General features: G+C 39.4%; 13 protein-coding genes. 7 read left to right on the forward strand and 6 right to left on the reverse strand.

The window, feature by feature from the left end:
• Positions 1-22 precede the first annotated feature (22 nt).
• The 4 genes from Q2U82_RS02580 (at position 23) to Q2U82_RS02595 (ending at position 7,050) form a co-directional block, all read left to right on the forward strand.
• Complete coding sequence (locus Q2U82_RS02580; RefSeq protein ID WP_410006174.1) at positions 23-2,422, forward strand: ABC transporter permease; 2,400 nt, start codon at positions 23-25, stop codon at positions 2,420-2,422.
• Positions 2,423-2,483: 61 nt separating this feature from the next.
• The gene (locus tag Q2U82_RS02585) at positions 2,484-4,904 is read left to right on the forward strand and encodes an ABC transporter permease (RefSeq protein WP_410006175.1); all 2,421 of its coding nucleotides are present in this window, start codon (positions 2,484-2,486) and stop codon (positions 4,902-4,904) included.
• 40 nt (positions 4,905-4,944) lie between these two features.
• Entirely contained in the window at positions 4,945-5,613 is a 669-nt protein-coding gene (locus tag Q2U82_RS02590) for an ABC transporter ATP-binding protein (RefSeq protein ID WP_410006176.1), read from the forward strand.
• Positions 5,614-5,634: 21 nt separating this feature from the next.
• Positions 5,635-7,050: a TolC family protein gene (locus tag Q2U82_RS02595; RefSeq protein ID WP_410006177.1), complete on the forward strand. Its 1,416-nt coding sequence runs from the start codon at positions 5,635-5,637 to the stop codon at positions 7,048-7,050.
• Positions 7,051-7,147: 97 nt separating this feature from the next.
• Here the strand turns inward: Q2U82_RS02595 and Q2U82_RS02600 are convergent, their stop codons facing one another.
• On the reverse strand, positions 7,148-8,998 hold the full coding sequence (locus tag Q2U82_RS02600) for a tetratricopeptide repeat protein (protein ID WP_410006178.1): 1,851 nt from the start codon (positions 8,996-8,998) through the stop codon (positions 7,148-7,150).
• Between the two features lie 212 nt (positions 8,999-9,210).
• Between Q2U82_RS02600 and Q2U82_RS02605 the strand changes: the two genes are divergently transcribed.
• Positions 9,211-10,656: an exonuclease domain-containing protein gene (locus Q2U82_RS02605; protein ID WP_410006179.1), complete on the forward strand. Its 1,446-nt coding sequence runs from the start codon at positions 9,211-9,213 to the stop codon at positions 10,654-10,656.
• A 12-nt stretch (positions 10,657-10,668) separates the two neighbouring features.
• Positions 10,669-11,238 carry a transposase gene (locus Q2U82_RS02610; RefSeq protein ID WP_410006180.1) on the forward strand — a complete coding sequence of 190 codons (570 nt, stop codon included), beginning with the start codon at positions 10,669-10,671 and terminating at the stop codon, positions 11,236-11,238.
• Positions 11,239-11,275: 37 nt separating this feature from the next.
• Here Q2U82_RS02610 and Q2U82_RS02615 read toward each other — a convergent pair whose 3' ends face one another.
• The 5 genes from Q2U82_RS02615 to acnA all read right to left on the reverse strand — a co-directional run bounded on the left by Q2U82_RS02615 (position 11,276) and on the right by acnA (position 17,279).
• A complete protein-coding gene (locus Q2U82_RS02615; RefSeq protein ID WP_410006181.1) occupies positions 11,276-11,920 on the reverse strand; it encodes an HAD family hydrolase in 645 nt (214 codons plus the stop codon).
• Between the two features lie 38 nt (positions 11,921-11,958).
• Entirely contained in the window at positions 11,959-12,966 is a 1,008-nt protein-coding gene (locus Q2U82_RS02620) for an LLM class flavin-dependent oxidoreductase (protein ID WP_410007117.1), read from the reverse strand.
• Between the two features lie 5 nt (positions 12,967-12,971).
• Positions 12,972-14,039 carry an NADH:flavin oxidoreductase/NADH oxidase gene (locus Q2U82_RS02625; protein WP_410006182.1) on the reverse strand — a complete coding sequence of 356 codons (1,068 nt, stop codon included), beginning with the start codon at positions 14,037-14,039 and terminating at the stop codon, positions 12,972-12,974.
• A 25-nt stretch (positions 14,040-14,064) separates the two neighbouring features.
• A complete protein-coding gene (locus Q2U82_RS02630; RefSeq protein WP_410006183.1) occupies positions 14,065-14,391 on the reverse strand; it encodes a hypothetical protein in 327 nt (108 codons plus the stop codon).
• A gap of 107 nt (positions 14,392-14,498) precedes the next feature.
• Positions 14,499-17,279, reverse strand: coding sequence for an aconitate hydratase AcnA (gene acnA / locus Q2U82_RS02635; RefSeq protein ID WP_410006184.1), 2,781 nt, complete (start codon positions 17,277-17,279; stop codon positions 14,499-14,501).
• Between the two features lie 244 nt (positions 17,280-17,523).
• Here acnA and Q2U82_RS02640 point away from each other — a divergent pair, with 244 nt between their 5' ends.
• Positions 17,524-18,051 carry a hypothetical protein gene (locus tag Q2U82_RS02640; protein WP_068761505.1) on the forward strand — a complete coding sequence of 176 codons (528 nt, stop codon included), beginning with the start codon at positions 17,524-17,526 and terminating at the stop codon, positions 18,049-18,051.
• Positions 18,052-18,107: the final 56 nt, after the last annotated feature.

Consider the following 18,107-nt stretch of genomic DNA (forward strand, 5'->3'; position numbering starts at 1 on the left):
TCTATCAAAAAAGCGAACTATTATGCTTAGAAATTATTTTAAAATCGCTTGGCGGAATATACGTGCAAATAAACTTTTCACCGCGCTTAACATTGCTGGACTTGCCATTGGAATGTGCGTGTGTATCATACTATTTTCCTTTGTAAACACTGAGCTTAGTTTTGATACCATGTATTCAGATTCAGAAAATATCTATCGGGTAAATATGGAAACTTCCGAAGACTATGGTTTTGAAACATGGGCCACAATGCCCAACGCTGTTGGTCCCGCCATTACAGAGGATATTCCACAGGTTAAAAAGATGACCCGGCTTATAAAGGATGATTTTGGCGCCACTGCTTCCTTAAAAATAGGCGATAAAAATTTTACTGAAAATGCACTTTACTTGGCAGATTCAACGCTGTTTAAAATGTTCGATTTCAACTTTATAACAGGCAATAGTCAAAGTGCCTTTTCAAAACCAAAGTCCATTGTGCTTTCAAAATCTACAAAGGAAAGATTATTTGGGGAGCAGGAAGCAATGGGGCAACTAATTACCGTAAACAATAGGGATACTTTACAGGTATCAGGTGTTTATCTAGATCTTCCAAAAAACAGTAGTATTGATTGCAATATGGTCTATAATATTATGGACTCCTGGATGGGAACAAACGTCTATTGGAGCAATGCTAGTTATGAAACCTACTTGCAACTTCAACCAAAGGCAAATGTTACAGAAGTTGAAAAGCAAGCGACCAATTTAATTGACAAATACGTGGACAAAGATGGTCAATATTTCACAAAATTCTTTTTGCAGCCATTAACAAAAATTCATCTTTATTCAACTGATATCAGAGAGGGATATTCCAGCAAATTGGGTAGCATTTCCACTATAAAAAGTCTTTCATTTCTTTCAATTCTTGTTTTATTTATTGCTTGTATCAATTATATGAATCTCGCCACCGCCAATTCCCGGAAACGGGCAAAAAGTATTGGGATGAACAAAGTTTTAGGCGCCAACCGCCGCCACATGCTTTTTCTGTTTTATGTAGAAACTGCCATCCTGGTGCTCTTCTCAATAGTAATTGGCTATGCTGCCTCTTTTGTGGCCTTGCCATTATTCAAAAGCATTACAGGATATGAGCTTGCATTTTCAGATTTGCTTGCCACCCCAATTATAATAGGTTTACTACTAATATGGATTGTTGTTACGGGGGTTGCCGGCAGTTACCCAGCAATTTCTATGTCGAATATCTCCCCTCTTGTTTTAGTGAATAAATCGAAGAAAAAAGGATCAGCTTCAGAATTAGTTCGCAAAGGCTTGGTGGTTTTTCAATTTGCTGCTTCCATCATTTTAATAATCGCCGTTACTATAATCCTTCAGCAAATGGCTTTCATTAAGAATAAGAATTTGGGGTATGATCCTAACGGAATTGTAGCCGTTTCAATTAAATCTGCAGAAAACAAACAGCAAGTACAAAATTTAATGCAAGCCTTGCTAAAACAATCCAATGTTATAAGTATTTCCGCCACGCAGTCCATGCCAGGCTCAAATGAAAGCGGTCGGGCTGTCCGAAAGCTGGCAACAGACAATAACGGACTTCCCATAGCCAGTTGCCGAACGGAGGGCAACATCGTTAAAACGTTGAAGCTAAAACTGCTTGCAGGTAATGAACTTCCCGAAAAAATCGCAACGGGAGATTCTACTGTCTATACTTTAATAAATGAAAAAGTACTCAATTATCTAGACTATAAAACTGCTGATGAAGCGGTTGGAAAAATAATCAATACCGAACTTGGCGACAAAGCTATAATAAGTGGCGTTGTGGAGAATTTTAATTTTAATTCGCTTAAAGAAGATATTGGTGGATATATGTATTACAAATCATTGGCAGCCCCAGAAGGAATCAGAACTCTTTTGGTAAGGTATAACACCTCCAATCTTCCACAGTTTATTGGGCAAGTGCAGAAAACCTTTAATGAAAGTTTACCCAATACAGCTTTCGACTATGAATTTGTGGACAAACACGTGGCACAATTATACGCTTCCGAAGAAAAAACGGCACATACTGCGACTATTTTTTCGGTATTGGCCATTTTTATTGCTTGTCTTGGCTTATTTGGTTTGGCCGCATTTACCGCAGAACAGCGTACCAAAGAGATTGGAGTACGCAAAGTGCTGGGTGCCACTATTGCGAGCATCACGCAATTGCTGTCTAAGGACTTTTTAAAGTTGGTTCTCGTGGCTTTTCTAATAGCTGTTCCTGTTGCATATTGGCTAATGCATAAGTGGTTGCTGAATTTTGCTTACCGGACAGAAATTAGTTGGTGGGTATTTGCTTTTGCAGGTGTTGTGGCAATAATTATTGCTTTGGCTACGGTTAGTTTTCAAGCGATTAAAGCAGCAATTGCAAACCCCGTAAAAAGTTTACGGACGGAATGAAAAAAGGAGTCGGTTTGTCACCAAGAAAACCACCAATAATTAACTATTAACAGTATAAAATATGTTTAGGAACTACATTAAAATCGCACTTAGAAATCTTTGGAAGGATAGAACTTTCACGTTTCTCAATATTATTGGTCTTTCAGCAGCATTTTGTGCGGCATTTTTGTTGAGTATGTATGCTCTTTTTGAGTTGTCTTTTGATAGATTTCACAAGAATACTGGTACTCTATATGAAACCTATACAAGCTCCGAAACATCAAAAGGAACTGAATATAGTAATGCCAACCCCATACCTTTTGCAGAGGCTTTAAAAGAGGAGGTTCCAGGAGTAGAAAAAATAACAAGATACGCTACCGGAGGACCATTAGTGACTTATGGTGATAAAACCTTGAAACTGGATCTTGCTTGGGCAGACCCTGATTTTTTCGACATGTTTACCTTTCCAATTCTGGAAGGCTCAGGCAACAATCCCTTAGCAGAAAGATCCTCTATCGCTATTACGCAGAAAGCGGCAACGAAGATATTCGGCAAAAAAAATGCAATAGGTGAAACCGTTACGATATTAAGGGATGGAGCTGAAAAACCCTTTACAGTAACGGCAGTATTGAAAGACATACCCTCAGCAAGTAGTATTGGTTTTGATGGTATATTAAATTTTAAAGACTTACCAAATTCGTTTTATGCAGATAATATAGATCGTTGGGATGCTCATAACCACCCTGTTTATCTCCAATTGGCCGTTGGCATTTCACCTGAAAAGTTTGAAAAGTCCACCCGTGCATTTTCCGCTTTGCATTATGCCGATGAAATTGCAACCGACAAAAGAGATGGAGCAAAACCCAATAAAGACGGCCAATACATTCAAATACACCTACTCCCATTTGAAGATATTAGTTTTACCAATCTCAATAGCGGTTCGGCTACAGTAAGCAAAACGCTGCAATATTTAATTCTTGGAATCGCGTTTCTAATTCTTTTTATTGCCAGTGTCAACTTTATAAATATGAGTATAGCCAAAGGCTCACAACGACTTCGGGAAATTGGCATGCGCAAAACCCTAGGTGCTGGAAAAGGACAATTGTTTTTTCAATTTTGGGGTGAAAGCATTTTGATTTTTGCTCTTTCTATCTTATTGGGAGGATTTTCTGCTTTCTTATTGCTTGATAGTTTCCAGACTCTTTTCCAGACCAGTGCATCCTTCGCTATAATTACCAATCCCTTGATGCTTTTTGGTCTTCTTATGTGTTTAATGCTTGTTACGCTTGTGGCGGGGGGCTATCCTGCGCTTTTGATGAGCAAACTGAACACATTGCATGCTTTAAAAGGAAAATTGGAAAACACGGGAAAAAATAGAGTTCGCGATGTATTGATGGTTGTTCAATTTTGCATTGCCATTTTACTTATCAGTGGCACCTTGGTACTTTGGAGCCAGTTGGATTATATGCGAACAAAGAACCTAGGGTTTAACAAAGAACAAGTAATTACATTACCACTAAATACCAAAAAAGACCGCGGACAAATATTGCAGCTGTTGCGAAACAGCCTTGAAGGACAACCAGGAATTATAAGTGTATCTGCAGCAGACAACAATTTGGGGTTGGGAAAAGATGGAAGAACATCAACTACCATAATGGGCTTTGATTACAAAGGCAGGGAGGTTAAAACAAATTTGCTAACGGTAGATTATGACTATCCACAGACTTTGGATATTCCAATATTAAAAGGGCGCGCTTTTAACAAACAATATTCCTCAGACAGTCTTTCCATTGTTATCAATGAAGCGATGGCCAAAGAGTTTGGTGAAAAAGATCCGCTGAGTGTTCGTTTTATTTTAAATGATTCGGTTCAATATTCAGTAATTGGAGTGGTGAAAAACTATAATTTTCAAGATCTTAATAGAGCTATAGAACCAATTAGTTTTTTCTTTAATCCCAGCGCCCCAAAATATTATGCCTACATAAAAGTGGCGCCAGACAATCTTTCGCAATCGTATGAAAGGGTTAAGGAAGTTTGGAATACTTTAGAGCCGGACACTGAATTTATGGGTTCTTTTTTAGACGAGAACATAGACCGCACTTTCAAGGACGAACGAAAAATGACCACTATGATAAGTAGTGGGTCTATACTCGCCATTGTGCTTAGCTGCATTGGTCTTTTTGCTATTTCATTATTAGTTGTAAACCAAAGAAAGAAGGAAATTGGTATTCGCAAAGTTGTAGGAGCAAGTACCTCCACGATCACAATTTTATTGTCCAAAGACTTTTTAAAACTGGTGGGCATTGCTTTTTTGATTGCAACGCCAATAAGCTGGTATCTCACTTCAGAATGGTTGCAACGTTACGCATACCGTGTTGAGCTAAGTGTTTGGATTTTTATTGCGGCAGGCGGTATAGCTTTTATCATTGCGCTTGCTACTATTAGCGTACGGACCATTCAAGCGGCAGTGCAAAATCCGGTGAAGAGTTTGAAGACTGAATAATGCTGCAAATACTTTATAAACGCAAGTAAAATAAAAAGATATGCTATTAGAATTAAAAAATATCTTTAAATGGGTAACCCAAGGTGGAACGAGAACCTTCCTGCTGAAAGACATAAACCTAAAGGTGGAAGAAGGCGATTTTATTTCAATTATGGGGCCATCTGGTTCGGGAAAATCCACTTTGCTGAATGTTATAGGCATGCTGGATAATTTTCAGGAAGGTGAATATAATTTCCTGAATGAATCAGTTCACATTATGAAGGAAAAAAACCGCTCCAAGCTTTATAAGGAATATATCGGTTTTGTATTTCAGGCGTACCATTTAATAGATGAGCTGACCGTTTATGAAAATATAGAAACGCCCCTACTTTACAAAAATGTAAAATCATCTGAACGCAAAGCCTTGGTTGCCGATATGCTGGACAGATTCAATATTGTGGGTAAAAAAGATCTTTTTCCCAGTCAGCTAAGTGGCGGGCAACAACAGTTAGTGGGTATTGCGCGAGCCTTAATTGCCAAGCCAAAACTCATTCTAGCCGATGAGCCTACAGGAAACCTCAACTCTAAACAAAGTGAGGAAATTATGCAGCTTTTTAAGGAACTCAACGCAGAAGGTGTTACGATAATACAAGCTACCCATTCCGAGACCAATGCAGCGTATGGCTCTCGAATTATACATCTTTTGGATGGCGGCCGAAATAACATATAAATTTATAGATCAATCAAAATCATGAAAATAAAAATCATTTGTGTGTTCCTCTTCAGTCTTCCCGCATTAATTTTTGCCCAAAACGGAGAACGAATCATATATACCCTAGAACAATGCATAGGCTTAGCACTACAAAACAATCTGGATTTAAAACAATCGCAATTCGCTGAAAAGACAAGCGGCATCAATTTTAAGCAGAACAGAAATGCCCTGTTACCAGCTATAAATGGCTCCTATAATATTGGAATCACCAATGGACGGAGTATTGATCCCTATACCAATAGTTTTGTAAACGAGCAGCTTACCTTTTCAAATGCTGGATTGGGATTGGATGCCACTATATTTAATGGCTTTAAACTTATTAATAGTTGGAAGCAAGCAAAATTGAACCTCCAGGCAGCGGAAATGGAAACTGAGGCCGCCAAACAAGCTTTGATATTAGAAGTTACTTTGACTTATTTACAGGTTTTAAATGCCCAAGACTTAGTTAAGTTAGCTAAGGCAAGGTTAGGCACTACCCAAGACCAACTGAACAGACTTAAAGTGCTTTATGAGGAAGAAACCGGAAACCCAGCGGAATATAGGGATCTTCAAGGACAGATGGCTGCAGACGCTTCCAATTTAGTGAAAAGCGAGAACACTTTGGAAGCCGAAATAATCAACCTCAACACCTTAGTCAATCCAAAAGAGGAAATTACGGTAGCCACCCTAAATCAAGATTTAGATATTGAAAAATATACATACACAGTAGATGAGGTTTATATGCAAGCTTTAAATGTGTTTCCCACTGTTAAGGCAAGCGACTTAGATGTAAAGGCCGCAAACAAGGGAGTGGCCGTTGCACGCTCTCAATACATTCCCGAAATAAGTCTTTTTGCCAATTTGAACACCAATTATTCTAGTGCTGCAAGACTATTTACTGAAACTGGGAGCAGCATAGTGGAAACAGGTGACTTTGTGACCATAAATAATCAAAATTTTGCTGTGAATACGGAACAATCAACTTTTAAGGATGAAGAAATTCCCTATAATGATCAATTTGACAATAATTTGAATTCCTCTATAGGAGTTGCAGTTACTGTACCTATTTTCAATGGATTTCGAGCCAAGAATAATGTTGCTATTCAAAAAATTAAAAAAGAAGAAGCGCAGACAGCTTTGGAAAATACAAAGCTAAACCTTCAGCAGGCCGTTAAACAGTCGTACAATGCAATGAAGGCAGCTTATGATCGCTATACTTTTTTACAGGATCAGGTGAAAGCCTATCAAGAATCATTTCGCATAAACGAGATTCGTTTTAATAATGGAGTTTCCAATAGTGTTGAATATATTATAAGTAAAAACAATTTTGATAATGCGCAGATCAACTTGGCAAATGTTGGCTATGAATATTTATTACGCGTAAGAGTTCTGGAGTATTATAGGATCGGCTTATAGCAACGTTCTTAGAATTATTGAATTTCTTCTGCAACCAATAAGACATACTTTAAACCAATTAATACAAAAAGAATAGCTATTCTAAAATTAAAGCCACTTATTCCAAATGATCTATCAATTTCTCGAAACCGAGAATATCGTCCCCCATTCCAATTTTTCGGCGAAGGGTTGCCGTTTTTGAATCAACTTGATCATTGCTTATGCCCATGAGGGAAGCTATTTCTTTGGTGGAAAGCTGGAGCTTTAACATGCAACAGAAAGCTATATCATTATCAGATAAATTTGGAAACATTTCCGAAAGTTTTAATGCAAAAGCAGGATGTACCTCTACAAATTTGCCTTTAAAGTATTTCCAGTAATTATTTTGACCCAAAATATCCTTTATTTTTTTAGCCAGTACCTGGGAACTATCTGGATTTTCACGATGGTCCAATAATTCCATCAATCTGTTTTGTAGATCAGACATTTCCAAAGACACCTTTACTAATTCCTTTTCCTTATTGGCAAGGGATCTTTCCCGCACCAAACGCAGTTCGCTCTCCAAAGTGTTTTTCTCTTCCAATGCTTTTTTGGAGATTTCCAAACTGGAAACAAGTTCTTGCTGCAGCTTTAGTTTGTTTCTATTAGATTTGAAGAGCACAAACCCAATCCCCAGAATAAGTATAAAAATAAGGATACTCAGTATAAGTATGTTGTCCTTTTTATTGTTGTTCTCAACCAAAAGCTCATTGTTTTTTTTGAGCACAATATTCTTCTCCCGTTGTATTCCATTTTGGAATGCTTCCTGAAGTTCCAATGCCTTGGCCTTATTTATTGCTGCGTTTAGCGAATCCTTTAAAAAATCCATTCTTTCAAAAGATTGCAATGAATTTTCAACCATGCCTTTTTGGGTATAGGTAGCGACGGCTTGTTTTAAAAAGTCAATTTCGTTATCGGCATTCATTTTCAGCCGGGTAGTTTTTGCGGTAGCCTTTACCCTGTCTATTACACTTAAAGCCTGACTGTATTGTTTTTGGGTATTTAAAAACTCGATATACCGCGCGCTTATCTCCATAAATCTAGGTGAGTTAAGCTGAAAGGAACCCTCATATGCCTTTTGAAATGCCTCTTGGGCTTGTTGTGTTCTTCCTGTAGCTTCATAAACTTGGGCAAGATTACTTACGCTTAACCAAACGTACTCCATATTGTTCATCTCCCGAAGCCCTTTTTCTACTTCTTTTAGGGCTTCTTCAGCTGCTCTATAATTTTCTTCCAACTTGATGAGGCAATCGGCATAGGAAAGGAGGGTATAGTAATAATTAGCGCCTATATTTTTTTTAAAAAAGGGCAACACTTCTTCATATATATCCTTCGCAAAGGTATAATCTCCGTTGTTATAGTATAGATTTGCCAATTTCTGTTTCACTATATACAGCTCTCTCTTATTTCCAACTTCAGTTAGAATGGTAATGGCTTTTTGGAGATAATTCAGCGCTTTTTCGCTGTTCATCATATAATTGTAGTTGGAAGCCATTTCGCCATAGACCAATCCTTCCCCCTCTTTATTTTTGGCTTGTTTATAGAATTGCATCGCATTTTCAAGCGCTTCCAAAGATTCCTGATAACGAGAACCAAAGCGGTAGTTGATAGCCAGATTAAGATACATTTTGCCATGTTGCAGTGGATATTCCTCAGTATACTCCAATGCCTTCTTCATATAAAATTCCGCAGAATCCGGAACCGCCAACCTATTGTATTGGATGCCGATATTGCTATAGGTTTTACCAATGACCGTATCGTGGAGTTTAGAGGAATACTTCAAAAGACGGAACATATAGACTTTAGCAGAATCGGGATTTGAGCGAGCGCTGTTTTCTATTTGTTGGTTAAGCTTATCTATTTCAGGATTTTGCGCCTGTAGATTTAATATAAAACAAAGGAGAAATACAAGAGGAATTAGCTTTTTCATACGCAGGTTTGGGGGTATAAATATAATTGTAAATACTTTAATTAGCGGGAATGAGCCATATTTAATTGCGGCTACCAAACAGAAAAAAGCGAAAATAAATTGGTTGATTTTCTGCTATAAAAATATAGTGTTATGGAATATTTCCATTTAACAGGAAATATTCCATATATTTAAAATTCTTTCCCTACATTTGTTTTCCCAGCAAAAAATAAATGCATTCACAACTTTTCGCAATCATAGACGTAGAGACCACTGGCGGCGGTATTGCTGGCAATCGGATTACTGAAATTTGCATTGCCCTTTTGAAAGATGGCGAAGTGGTTGATAAATACACCACGCTCGTAAATCCCGAGCGGGATATTCCACATTATATTACTGCATTAACTGGCATTGACAATGAAATGGTTGCCGATGCACCACGGTTTTTTGAGATTGCCGAAAAAGTTGCTGAATTTACAAAAGACGCCATTTTTGTGGCGCACAACGTTAGTTTTGACTACAACGTTATCCGCGGGGAGTTTCGGCTTTTGGGGCAGCATTACAACCGAAAGAAACTTTGTACCGTCCGCCTTTCGCGCAAATTGATTCCGGGGCATTTGTCCTATAGTTTGGGAAGGCTTTGCAACACCATCAACATTCCGCACCTCAACCGCCACCGTGCGGAGGGCGATGTGGATGCCACGGTAATTCTATTTCAAAGATTGCTTTCGTTGGACGAAGATTTCAGCACTATTAATTCCTTTTTGAACCCGCGTTCCAAACAGGCAACGTTACCACCGCATATTCCTGCGGAACAGATAAACGAATTGCCAGAAGAAGCTGGCATCTATCTTTTCAAAAACCAAAAGCATCAAGTCATTTATGCGGGAAAGGCCAAGAATATTAAAAAGCGGGTATTGAGCCATTTTTATGATAAGAAAACAAAGGAATATCAACTTGGGCAAGAAACGCATTTTATAGATTATGAACTTACGGGGAATGAATTATTGGCATTGTTAGTTGAATCGGAACACATTCGGAAACATTACCCAAAATATAATCGGGCGCAGAAATGGCCTGCAACAACCTATCAAATAATCAGCTATGTAAACCAGCGCGGCATTATCCAACTTGCTTTGGGAAAAACCAAGGTGCTGCACGATTCAGTGGGCACGTTTTACAACAAGACCGAAGCCATTGAAAAGCTGGAGGAAATATGCGAGACTTTTAAATTATGTCCGCGGTTTTGCACCTTACAGAGCACTTCTGAAAAATGCTCCCACTACCGCATCAAGAATTGTGAAGGCATTTGTGAAGAAACCGAAACCGTTGCGGCATATAATCTAAAAGTACAGGCTGCCATTCAATCTTTAAAGGAGAACAAACTTACGTTTGCAATTCAGGGAAAAGGAAGGACAAAGGACGAAATAGCTTTTGCATTGGTTGCGGAAGGACAATACAAAGGTTTTGGTTTTTTTGACCGAAGTGAAGCCATTTGCAATATTGAGGACTACGAACCTTTTTTAAAATTGCAGCCAGCCAGTTATCATACGCACGCAATTATCCGAAGTCATCTTAAAAAGCATGGGGAGCGGAATGTGGTTTATTTTGATTTAAAATCTACCAGACCCCCAAAACCTAACAGGTCTTCGAGACCTGTTAGGTTTGAGCTCCGTTAAAAATCACTCAAAATGAAACAAGATGTTATAGAACTCGGCGCAACCTATCATATTTTCAACAGAGGAAACAATAAAGAGAATATTTTTATTGAAGATAAAAATTATATCTATTTCCTACAGTTACTGAAAAAGTATATTCTTCCAATTGCAGATATTTACGCATATTGTCTTCTGAAAAATCATTTCCACATTCTACTGAGAATTAAAGATGGAAATGCTATTTCCCACAAATATAAAGACCGACCCCATCAAGCATTTTCCAATATGTTTAACGCCTATACGAAAGCAATCAATAAAGCTTACGCTAGAAGTGGCAGTTTATTTCAAGAACATTTGAAACGGAAGCGGGTAATGGATGAAAAATGTTTGGTTCAGATTTTGGGCTACATACATTTGAATCCTGTTAAGCATGGTTTTACTGAAGATTACAAAGAATATCCCCATTCTTCATTTAAAGCTTTTGTTTCCAATAAAAATTCAAATATTGATAAACAAACTATTTTCAATTTAATCGATAAGGATAGTTTTGAATATTGGCACCATCAGAGAGTATTTGGCTTGGAAGATATTATGGATTTATAGGATGTAAAACCTAACAGGTATTTAAGACCTGTTAGGTTTATAATTTTGCAAACGCAATCTCCTCAAAACTGGTAATTACCCTATCCGCTTTACTATAATCCTGATTGGTTGAATGCGGACTTTTAAAGCCTACGCAGTAAATATTTGCAGCCTTGGCTGCGGCGATGCCGTTGGTGGAATCTTCAATCACCATGCAATTTTCCGTTTGCTCCCCAGCAAGTTCCGCGGCCTTTATAAAAATTTCGGGGTGTGGCTTGGATGCCTTCAAATCGGCGCCGCTTATTTTTGCCTTAAAATATTTATCGAGGTCGAAACGCTCAAAAATACGGTTGATGTTTGGCATGGAAGCAGAAGAAGCCAAAACTAAAGTCAAGCCATTGGCGTGGTAGTCTTTTATTAAATCGTGAACGCCATCCAAAAGCGCAAGATCGTTATCGTTTTCAAAAAGATATTTAAAGTGTTTTCTTTTGGTTGCAACTAAATGTTCGGGACTTTCAGAAATACCAAAATGCCCACAAAGTGTCCTGCAAATAGGCAAGGTTGCTTGTCCTGTAAAGGAATCATACATTTCTTGACCCACGTCAATTTTCATATCCTCAAACATTTTGAAATAGGCTTTGCGGTGTAATGGTTCGGTGTCTACAATTACCCCATCCATATCAAAAAGTACAGCTTTTAGCATATCGGCTTTTTTTTGCGAAGGTACAGAAAACAAACTTTTTATTTTTTCAGTTGTGCCAATAACTCAAAAGATTTCAATCTGTCTTGTTGATCATAAATATGGGCGACGGTAATCAGTTCTTCAACCCTGGTTTCGGCAACAAAAGCATTTAATTTTTTTTGTACTGTTTCGGTGCTTCCCACGAAGGAATATTGCATCATTTGTGAAATGTGGGCCTCTTCAAGGGAATTCCAAAGTCCATCCATACTTTTTACCGGCGGTTGCAACGGTTTTCGGGTATTTCGGATTACGTTCAGCATAAATAATTTCATGCTTGTGGACAAATATTCAGCTTCTTCATCGGTATCCGCTACCACTACGTTAACACAGGCCATTGTATAAGGTTTTGCGAGCTGTTTTGAAGGCTCAAAGTTTGAATGATATAATCGCAGTGCGTCGTGGAGATGGGTAGGCGCAAAATGGCTCGCGAAAGCGTAGGGCAATCCCAATGCGCCAGCCAGTTGGGCACTAAACGTACTCGAACCCAAAAGATATAGCGGCATTTCCAAGCCTTCCCCCGGAATAGCGCGGACGGGGCTGTGGGAATTGGATTTTGAAAAATATTTTACCAGTTCCTGAATGTCATTTGGAAAGTCGTTAACCGTTTCTATCCGTTCACGCCTAAGCGCTCTGGCAGTAACTTGATCGGTTCCCGGCGCACGGCCCAAACCCAAATCAATCCTATCTGGATATAGGGTGGCTAGGGTTCCAAATTGTTCCGCAACAATAAGCGGGGCGTGATTGGGAAGCATAACCCCGCCCGAACCTACGCGAATAGTTTTGGTGTTTTCCGCTACATAGCCTATCAGCAACGGTGTGGCGGAACTCACAAGGCTTTCGGCGTTGTGGTGTTCCGAAATCCAAAAGCGCTTATACCCTAATTTCTCTGCCTGTTGAGCCAAAGCCAAACTATTTTGCATAGCCGTTTTATGGCTGCTCCCCTGAATAACGGGTACCAAATCCAACACAGAAAAAGGGATATTTTGCAGCAATGCTTCCATATTCATCCAGTTTATATTTTGGCCCTTTGGTATTGCAATGGCCATTCCACATCTACCCCCAACTCAGTAGCGGCGTGCAAAGAAAAATACGGTTGCCTTAGACTTTCGCGGGCATAGAGAATCAAGTCGGCCTTTCCAGCCTTTAAAATTTCCTCAGACTGCTCGGCGGTTGTGATTTGGCCCACGGCACCCGTTAGGATATTTGCCTCTTTTTTAATCTGCGCCGCAAAGGGAACCTGATAACCCGGTTTGCTAGGAATCGTCGCTTTGGGGACGTTTCCGCCAGACGAAGTATCGATTAAATCAACCCCCAATTCCTTTAGCTTTATTGAAAGTTTAACGGAATCTTCAACAGTCCAACCGCCTTCGGTCCAATCGGTCGCGGAAATCCTTACGAATAATGGTTTTTCTTCCGGCCATTCCTTTCGGACAACTTCAGTAACTTCCAACAAAAACCGAATTCTATTTTCAAAACTCCCGCCGTATTCATCGGTACGTTCGTTTGCCAATGGTGAATAGAATTGGTGAAATAAGTAACCGTGGGCGGCGTGTATTTCAACTACATCATAACCGGCTTTTTCCGCGCGACGGGTTGCTTGGGCGTAATCGTTTTTTACTTTTTCAATCCCCAAAGCATCCAAGGCAATTGGGGCTGGCTCTCCTTCGCGAAAAGGCAAAGCGGAAGCAGAAACCGTTTGCCAACCGTTTTCATCCTTTGGTGCAATTTTTCTAGCACCATCCTTTGGCAATTGATAGCTTGCTTTTCTGCCTGCGTGGGCCAATTGAATTCCAATCAAAGCATTTTGGGAATGGACAAAATCTACAATTTGTTTCGATTTTTCAATATGTGCGTCTTTCCAAAGACCCATATCACCGTGAGTAATTCTTCCTTCGGGAGAAACAGCCGTTGCTTCCTGAATAATCAAGGCCGAACCCCCAACGGCACGGCTTCCCAAATGCACGAGATGAAAATCGTTTGCAAACCCGTCAACGCTGCTGTACATACACATTGGCGAAACTACCATTCGGTTTTTGAAGGTTTTACTTTTTATTTTTAAGGGGGAAAAGAGTAAGTTCATTTTGTTGTTGGTTGTTCGTTGTCGGTTATAAAAATTTGAAAAATGTGTAGGCTCTTCTATTTTTTAGATATTTTAAATCGTTTTCGAAATAATATGCCTCTCGCTCAAAAGAAATATTTCTGTATGCTTTATGACGGTTTCCGAGTTGAAGCCAGCGAAACAGAAATTCAATTCCGTACCACAAATAGAAAAAAACGATTAGCAATTCGGCTTGTTGGCGTAGGTGAATGCTTTCATGGTTTAGGAAAATCAAATCCTCTTTAAGAGATTGATGCTTTAAAACCACAAACGGCCAGAGCGTCATTCCATTGAAGTTTTTTCGAAGGAGTTTTGGACGGACTATTAGGATCAAATTATTCTTGTTTCAGGTTGCAGGTTTCAGGTTGCAGGTTTTAAAAGTGAAATTATTTATAATTAGTTAATTTCTATTCGCTTTTCGCTAATCCCTACTCCCTAAATTTATTTTTTTAAAAATTGTCGCAACACATATTGAAGAATCCCTTCGTTTTGGTAATAGGCAACCTCAATTGGGGAATCCAGTCTTGCAATTGCCTTGAATTCAATTTCCTTGCCATCCTCGTTTTTGGCAGTTACCGTTACTTTTTTTGAAGGAGTTAAATCGTTTTCAATACCTGTTATACTGAAGTGTTCTTTACCTGTGAGGCCGTGCGATTTGGCACTTTCGCCATCCAAATACTGAAGCGGCAAAACGCCCATCATAATCAAATTGCTTCGGTGGATGCGCTCGTAACTTTCTGCCAAAACGGCTTTTACGCCCAAAAGAAAAGTTCCCTTGGCAGCCCAATCGCGAGACGAGCCACTTCCGTATTCCTTTCCAGCAAGCACAATAAGCGGGGTCTTATCTTTTATATATTTTTGTGCGGCGTCATAAACCGTCATTTCATCACCCGATGGAAGATAGGTAGTATAACCTCCTTCTTGTTCCGCCAATTGGTTTTTGATACGCACGTTGGCAAAAGTTCCGCGAACCATCACTTCGTCATTTCCACGGCGGGAACCGTAACTGTTGAAGTTTTTCTTTTCAACGCCTCTCGATTTTAAATATTGCCCAGCTGCGGAACTCTCTGAAAAGGCTCCAGCTGGGGAAATATGATCGGTTGTTATACTATCACCCAAAACCAAAAGAGCTCGTGCGCCTTCAATATTTTTTAAATCTTTTGGGTCGTCTGGAAGATCCCGGAAAAATGGGACTTCTTTTATGTATGTGGAATCGTCATCCCATTGGTAAATTTTGTCGTCCGGCACTTCTAGGTTTCGCCATATTTCATTACCGTCAAATATTTCGTCATAATTCTTTTTGAAATCTTTTGGCGTTAAAACGTTTTTCATCACCTCGTGGATTTCATCATCGGTAGGCCAAATATCCTTTAAGTAAACTGGCTTGCCGTTTCGGTCGCAGCTCAGTGGCTCCGTGGTCAAATCTATATCCACGCGACCAGCTATAGCAAAGGCCACAACCAACATTGGCGACATCAAAAAATTCATTTTTACCTGTGGATGAATTCGTGCTTCAAAATTTCTATTTCCTGAGAGCACTGAAGTCACAATTAAATCGTTTTCCTCAACCGCTTTTGAAATTTCTGGAGGAAGCGGACCTGAATTCCCTATACAGGAAGTACAGCCATAACCCACCAAATGGAACTGCAATGCTTCGAGATCTTTGAGCAAATCGGCTTTTTCCAAATAATCTGTTACCACTTTTGAGCCTGGCGCAAGTGATGTTTTTACCCATGGTTTTACATCGATGCCGTGTTCTCTTGCTTTTTTCGCTACCAGCCCTGCGCCTATCATCACGAAGGGGTTGGAGGTATTGGTACAGGAAGTTATAGCAGCAATGGCCACCGCACCATCGGAAACCATAAACTTTTCATTGCCGTGCGAAATCCAAACGGTCTTAAAACCGTTTTTCATTTTTGCCTCAATTTCTACATCGGGAGCTGGGTCGTGCGGCTGTTTTGCGGGCTGGCTTCCGCCCTCTTCCTTCCAACGGACGATGGCCTCTTCCCTTTCAGAAGGTTCTATATATTTTCTGCCGAAAGAAGTGTGTTCCAGTTCAATGAATTTTTCCTTTAAATCTTTCAGAAGTATTTTGTCCTGTGGCCGTTTTGGACCTGCAACACTAGGTTGTATGGTAGAAATATCCAGTTCCAAAACGTCGGTATAATTAATTTCGTCTTCATCTTTTCGCCAAAGCATATTTGCCTTGCAGTAATCCTCAACCAATTGGATTTGCTCCTCACTGCGATTGCTGCTTCGCATATATTCCAAGGTTTTATTGTCAATAGGGAAATAGGTTATCGTACAACCAAATTCCGGCGACATATTGCCAATAGTTGCTCTATCTGGCACCGAAAGATTGTCCAAGCCAGGACCGAATACCTCAACGAATTTACCGACCACTCCGTATTTACGGAGCAGATTTGCAATAGTTAAAACCAAGTCGGTGGCTGTTGTTCCTACCGGAAGTTTTCCCGTAAGTTTAAGTCCGATTACTTCCGGACTTATAAAATAGATAGGCTGACCGAGGATAGCGGCTTCGGCTTCAATGCCGCCGACACCCCACGCTACTACTCCTATTCCGTTTACCATCGGGGTGTGGCTATCTGTTCCCACCAAAGTATCTGGGAAAACCATTCCGTCGCGGGCAATGGCGCCTTTTGAAAAATATTCGAGATTTACTTGATGACAAATCCCCATTCCCGGAGGAACGACGCTGAAATTATTAAAGGATTTCTGCGCCCATTTCAAGAAAGTATAGCGTTCCCTGTTGCGTTTGTATTCCTCTTCCATATTTTGCTGATAGGCGTATTGAGCCGCAAAATAATCTACCTGCACACTGTGGTCTATCACCAAATCTACCGGAATCAGTGGATTTATTTTTGAGGCATCACCTCCTTTTCTCGCCATTTCAGAACGCAATGAAGCAATATCAACAACTGCGGGAACACCTGTAAAATCCTGCATCAAGACGCGAGCTGGCTTGAAGGCTATATCATCTTCACTCTGTTTTGGTTTCCAATTCAGAATAGATTCTAAATGATCTTTGGTTACTGAAAAATCATCGTAGTTGCGAAGTGCGTTTTCAAGAAGAATTCTAATGGAGAAAGGCATTTTTTTTATACTATGGCCTTGCTTTTCAAGTTCGGGAAGACTGTAATAGGTAAGTTTTTCTTTGGAAGTCTCGAGTGTTTTTTTGAGGTTGTAAATATCTTGCTGCATGACAATGTGAATTTTGAACATTAAATTTAGGTAATAAAAACGGCGTCAGCACGCAAAGAGACTGCTTTAACAGGGCGTTAACAAAATTCTTCACAATTAAAGAAATTGTATTTTTAAATAAAACCTTTTTAAATAATTATTTGCCCAAACGAATGTTATGTCATCCCAATAAATTAGCCGTAAAGACGACTGCCTTATTATTTTTATTTAAATTAGCCGTCATTAATAAAAAACATAGAACGCATTGAAAAATGCCACCGCCTTTTTTCTACTTTTTATTTTCAGCTTCAACCTTGGAGGGTCTTATGTTATCTTTAAAATCCAACAACATCAAATTCGAAGGGAAATAATCCATCAAATAAAGAAAGGTATTTCTGAAAAAGATTTGACGCGCATTACCGTTTCTTCCGAAAATGAAAACCAACTTATCTGGAAAGACCGTGAAGAATTCAGCTATAAAGGAACAATGTATGATATTGTTCACGTTGAAATTTTGAATGAAAACACCAAAGTTTACCATTGTATTTCAGACAGCCAGGAAACCAATTTGATTGCCAAATACAACAAAGAGCTTCAGAAAAAACGCAAGGATAAAAACAACCGCACCAATTCCGTAAAAACCGTAAAGTTCCTTCAGAAAATAAATCCGCTTCCACAGAAAGAAGAAGTGGCTTTTTCAAATAAAGTGATACGCCCCAATTATGTGTATCACGAAAATTATGCATCGCTTTCACTCGAAATCTCGAGCCCTCCACCCAAACAGGTTTTATAATTTATTTTGAAGCGATTCCGCTTCCCTTAATGCTTTCGGCGAATTTATAGCGCTGG

This window comes from Aequorivita nionensis, assembly GCF_046352995.1.
Classification (GTDB): Bacteria; Bacteroidota; Bacteroidia; order Flavobacteriales; family Flavobacteriaceae; genus Aequorivita; species Aequorivita nionensis.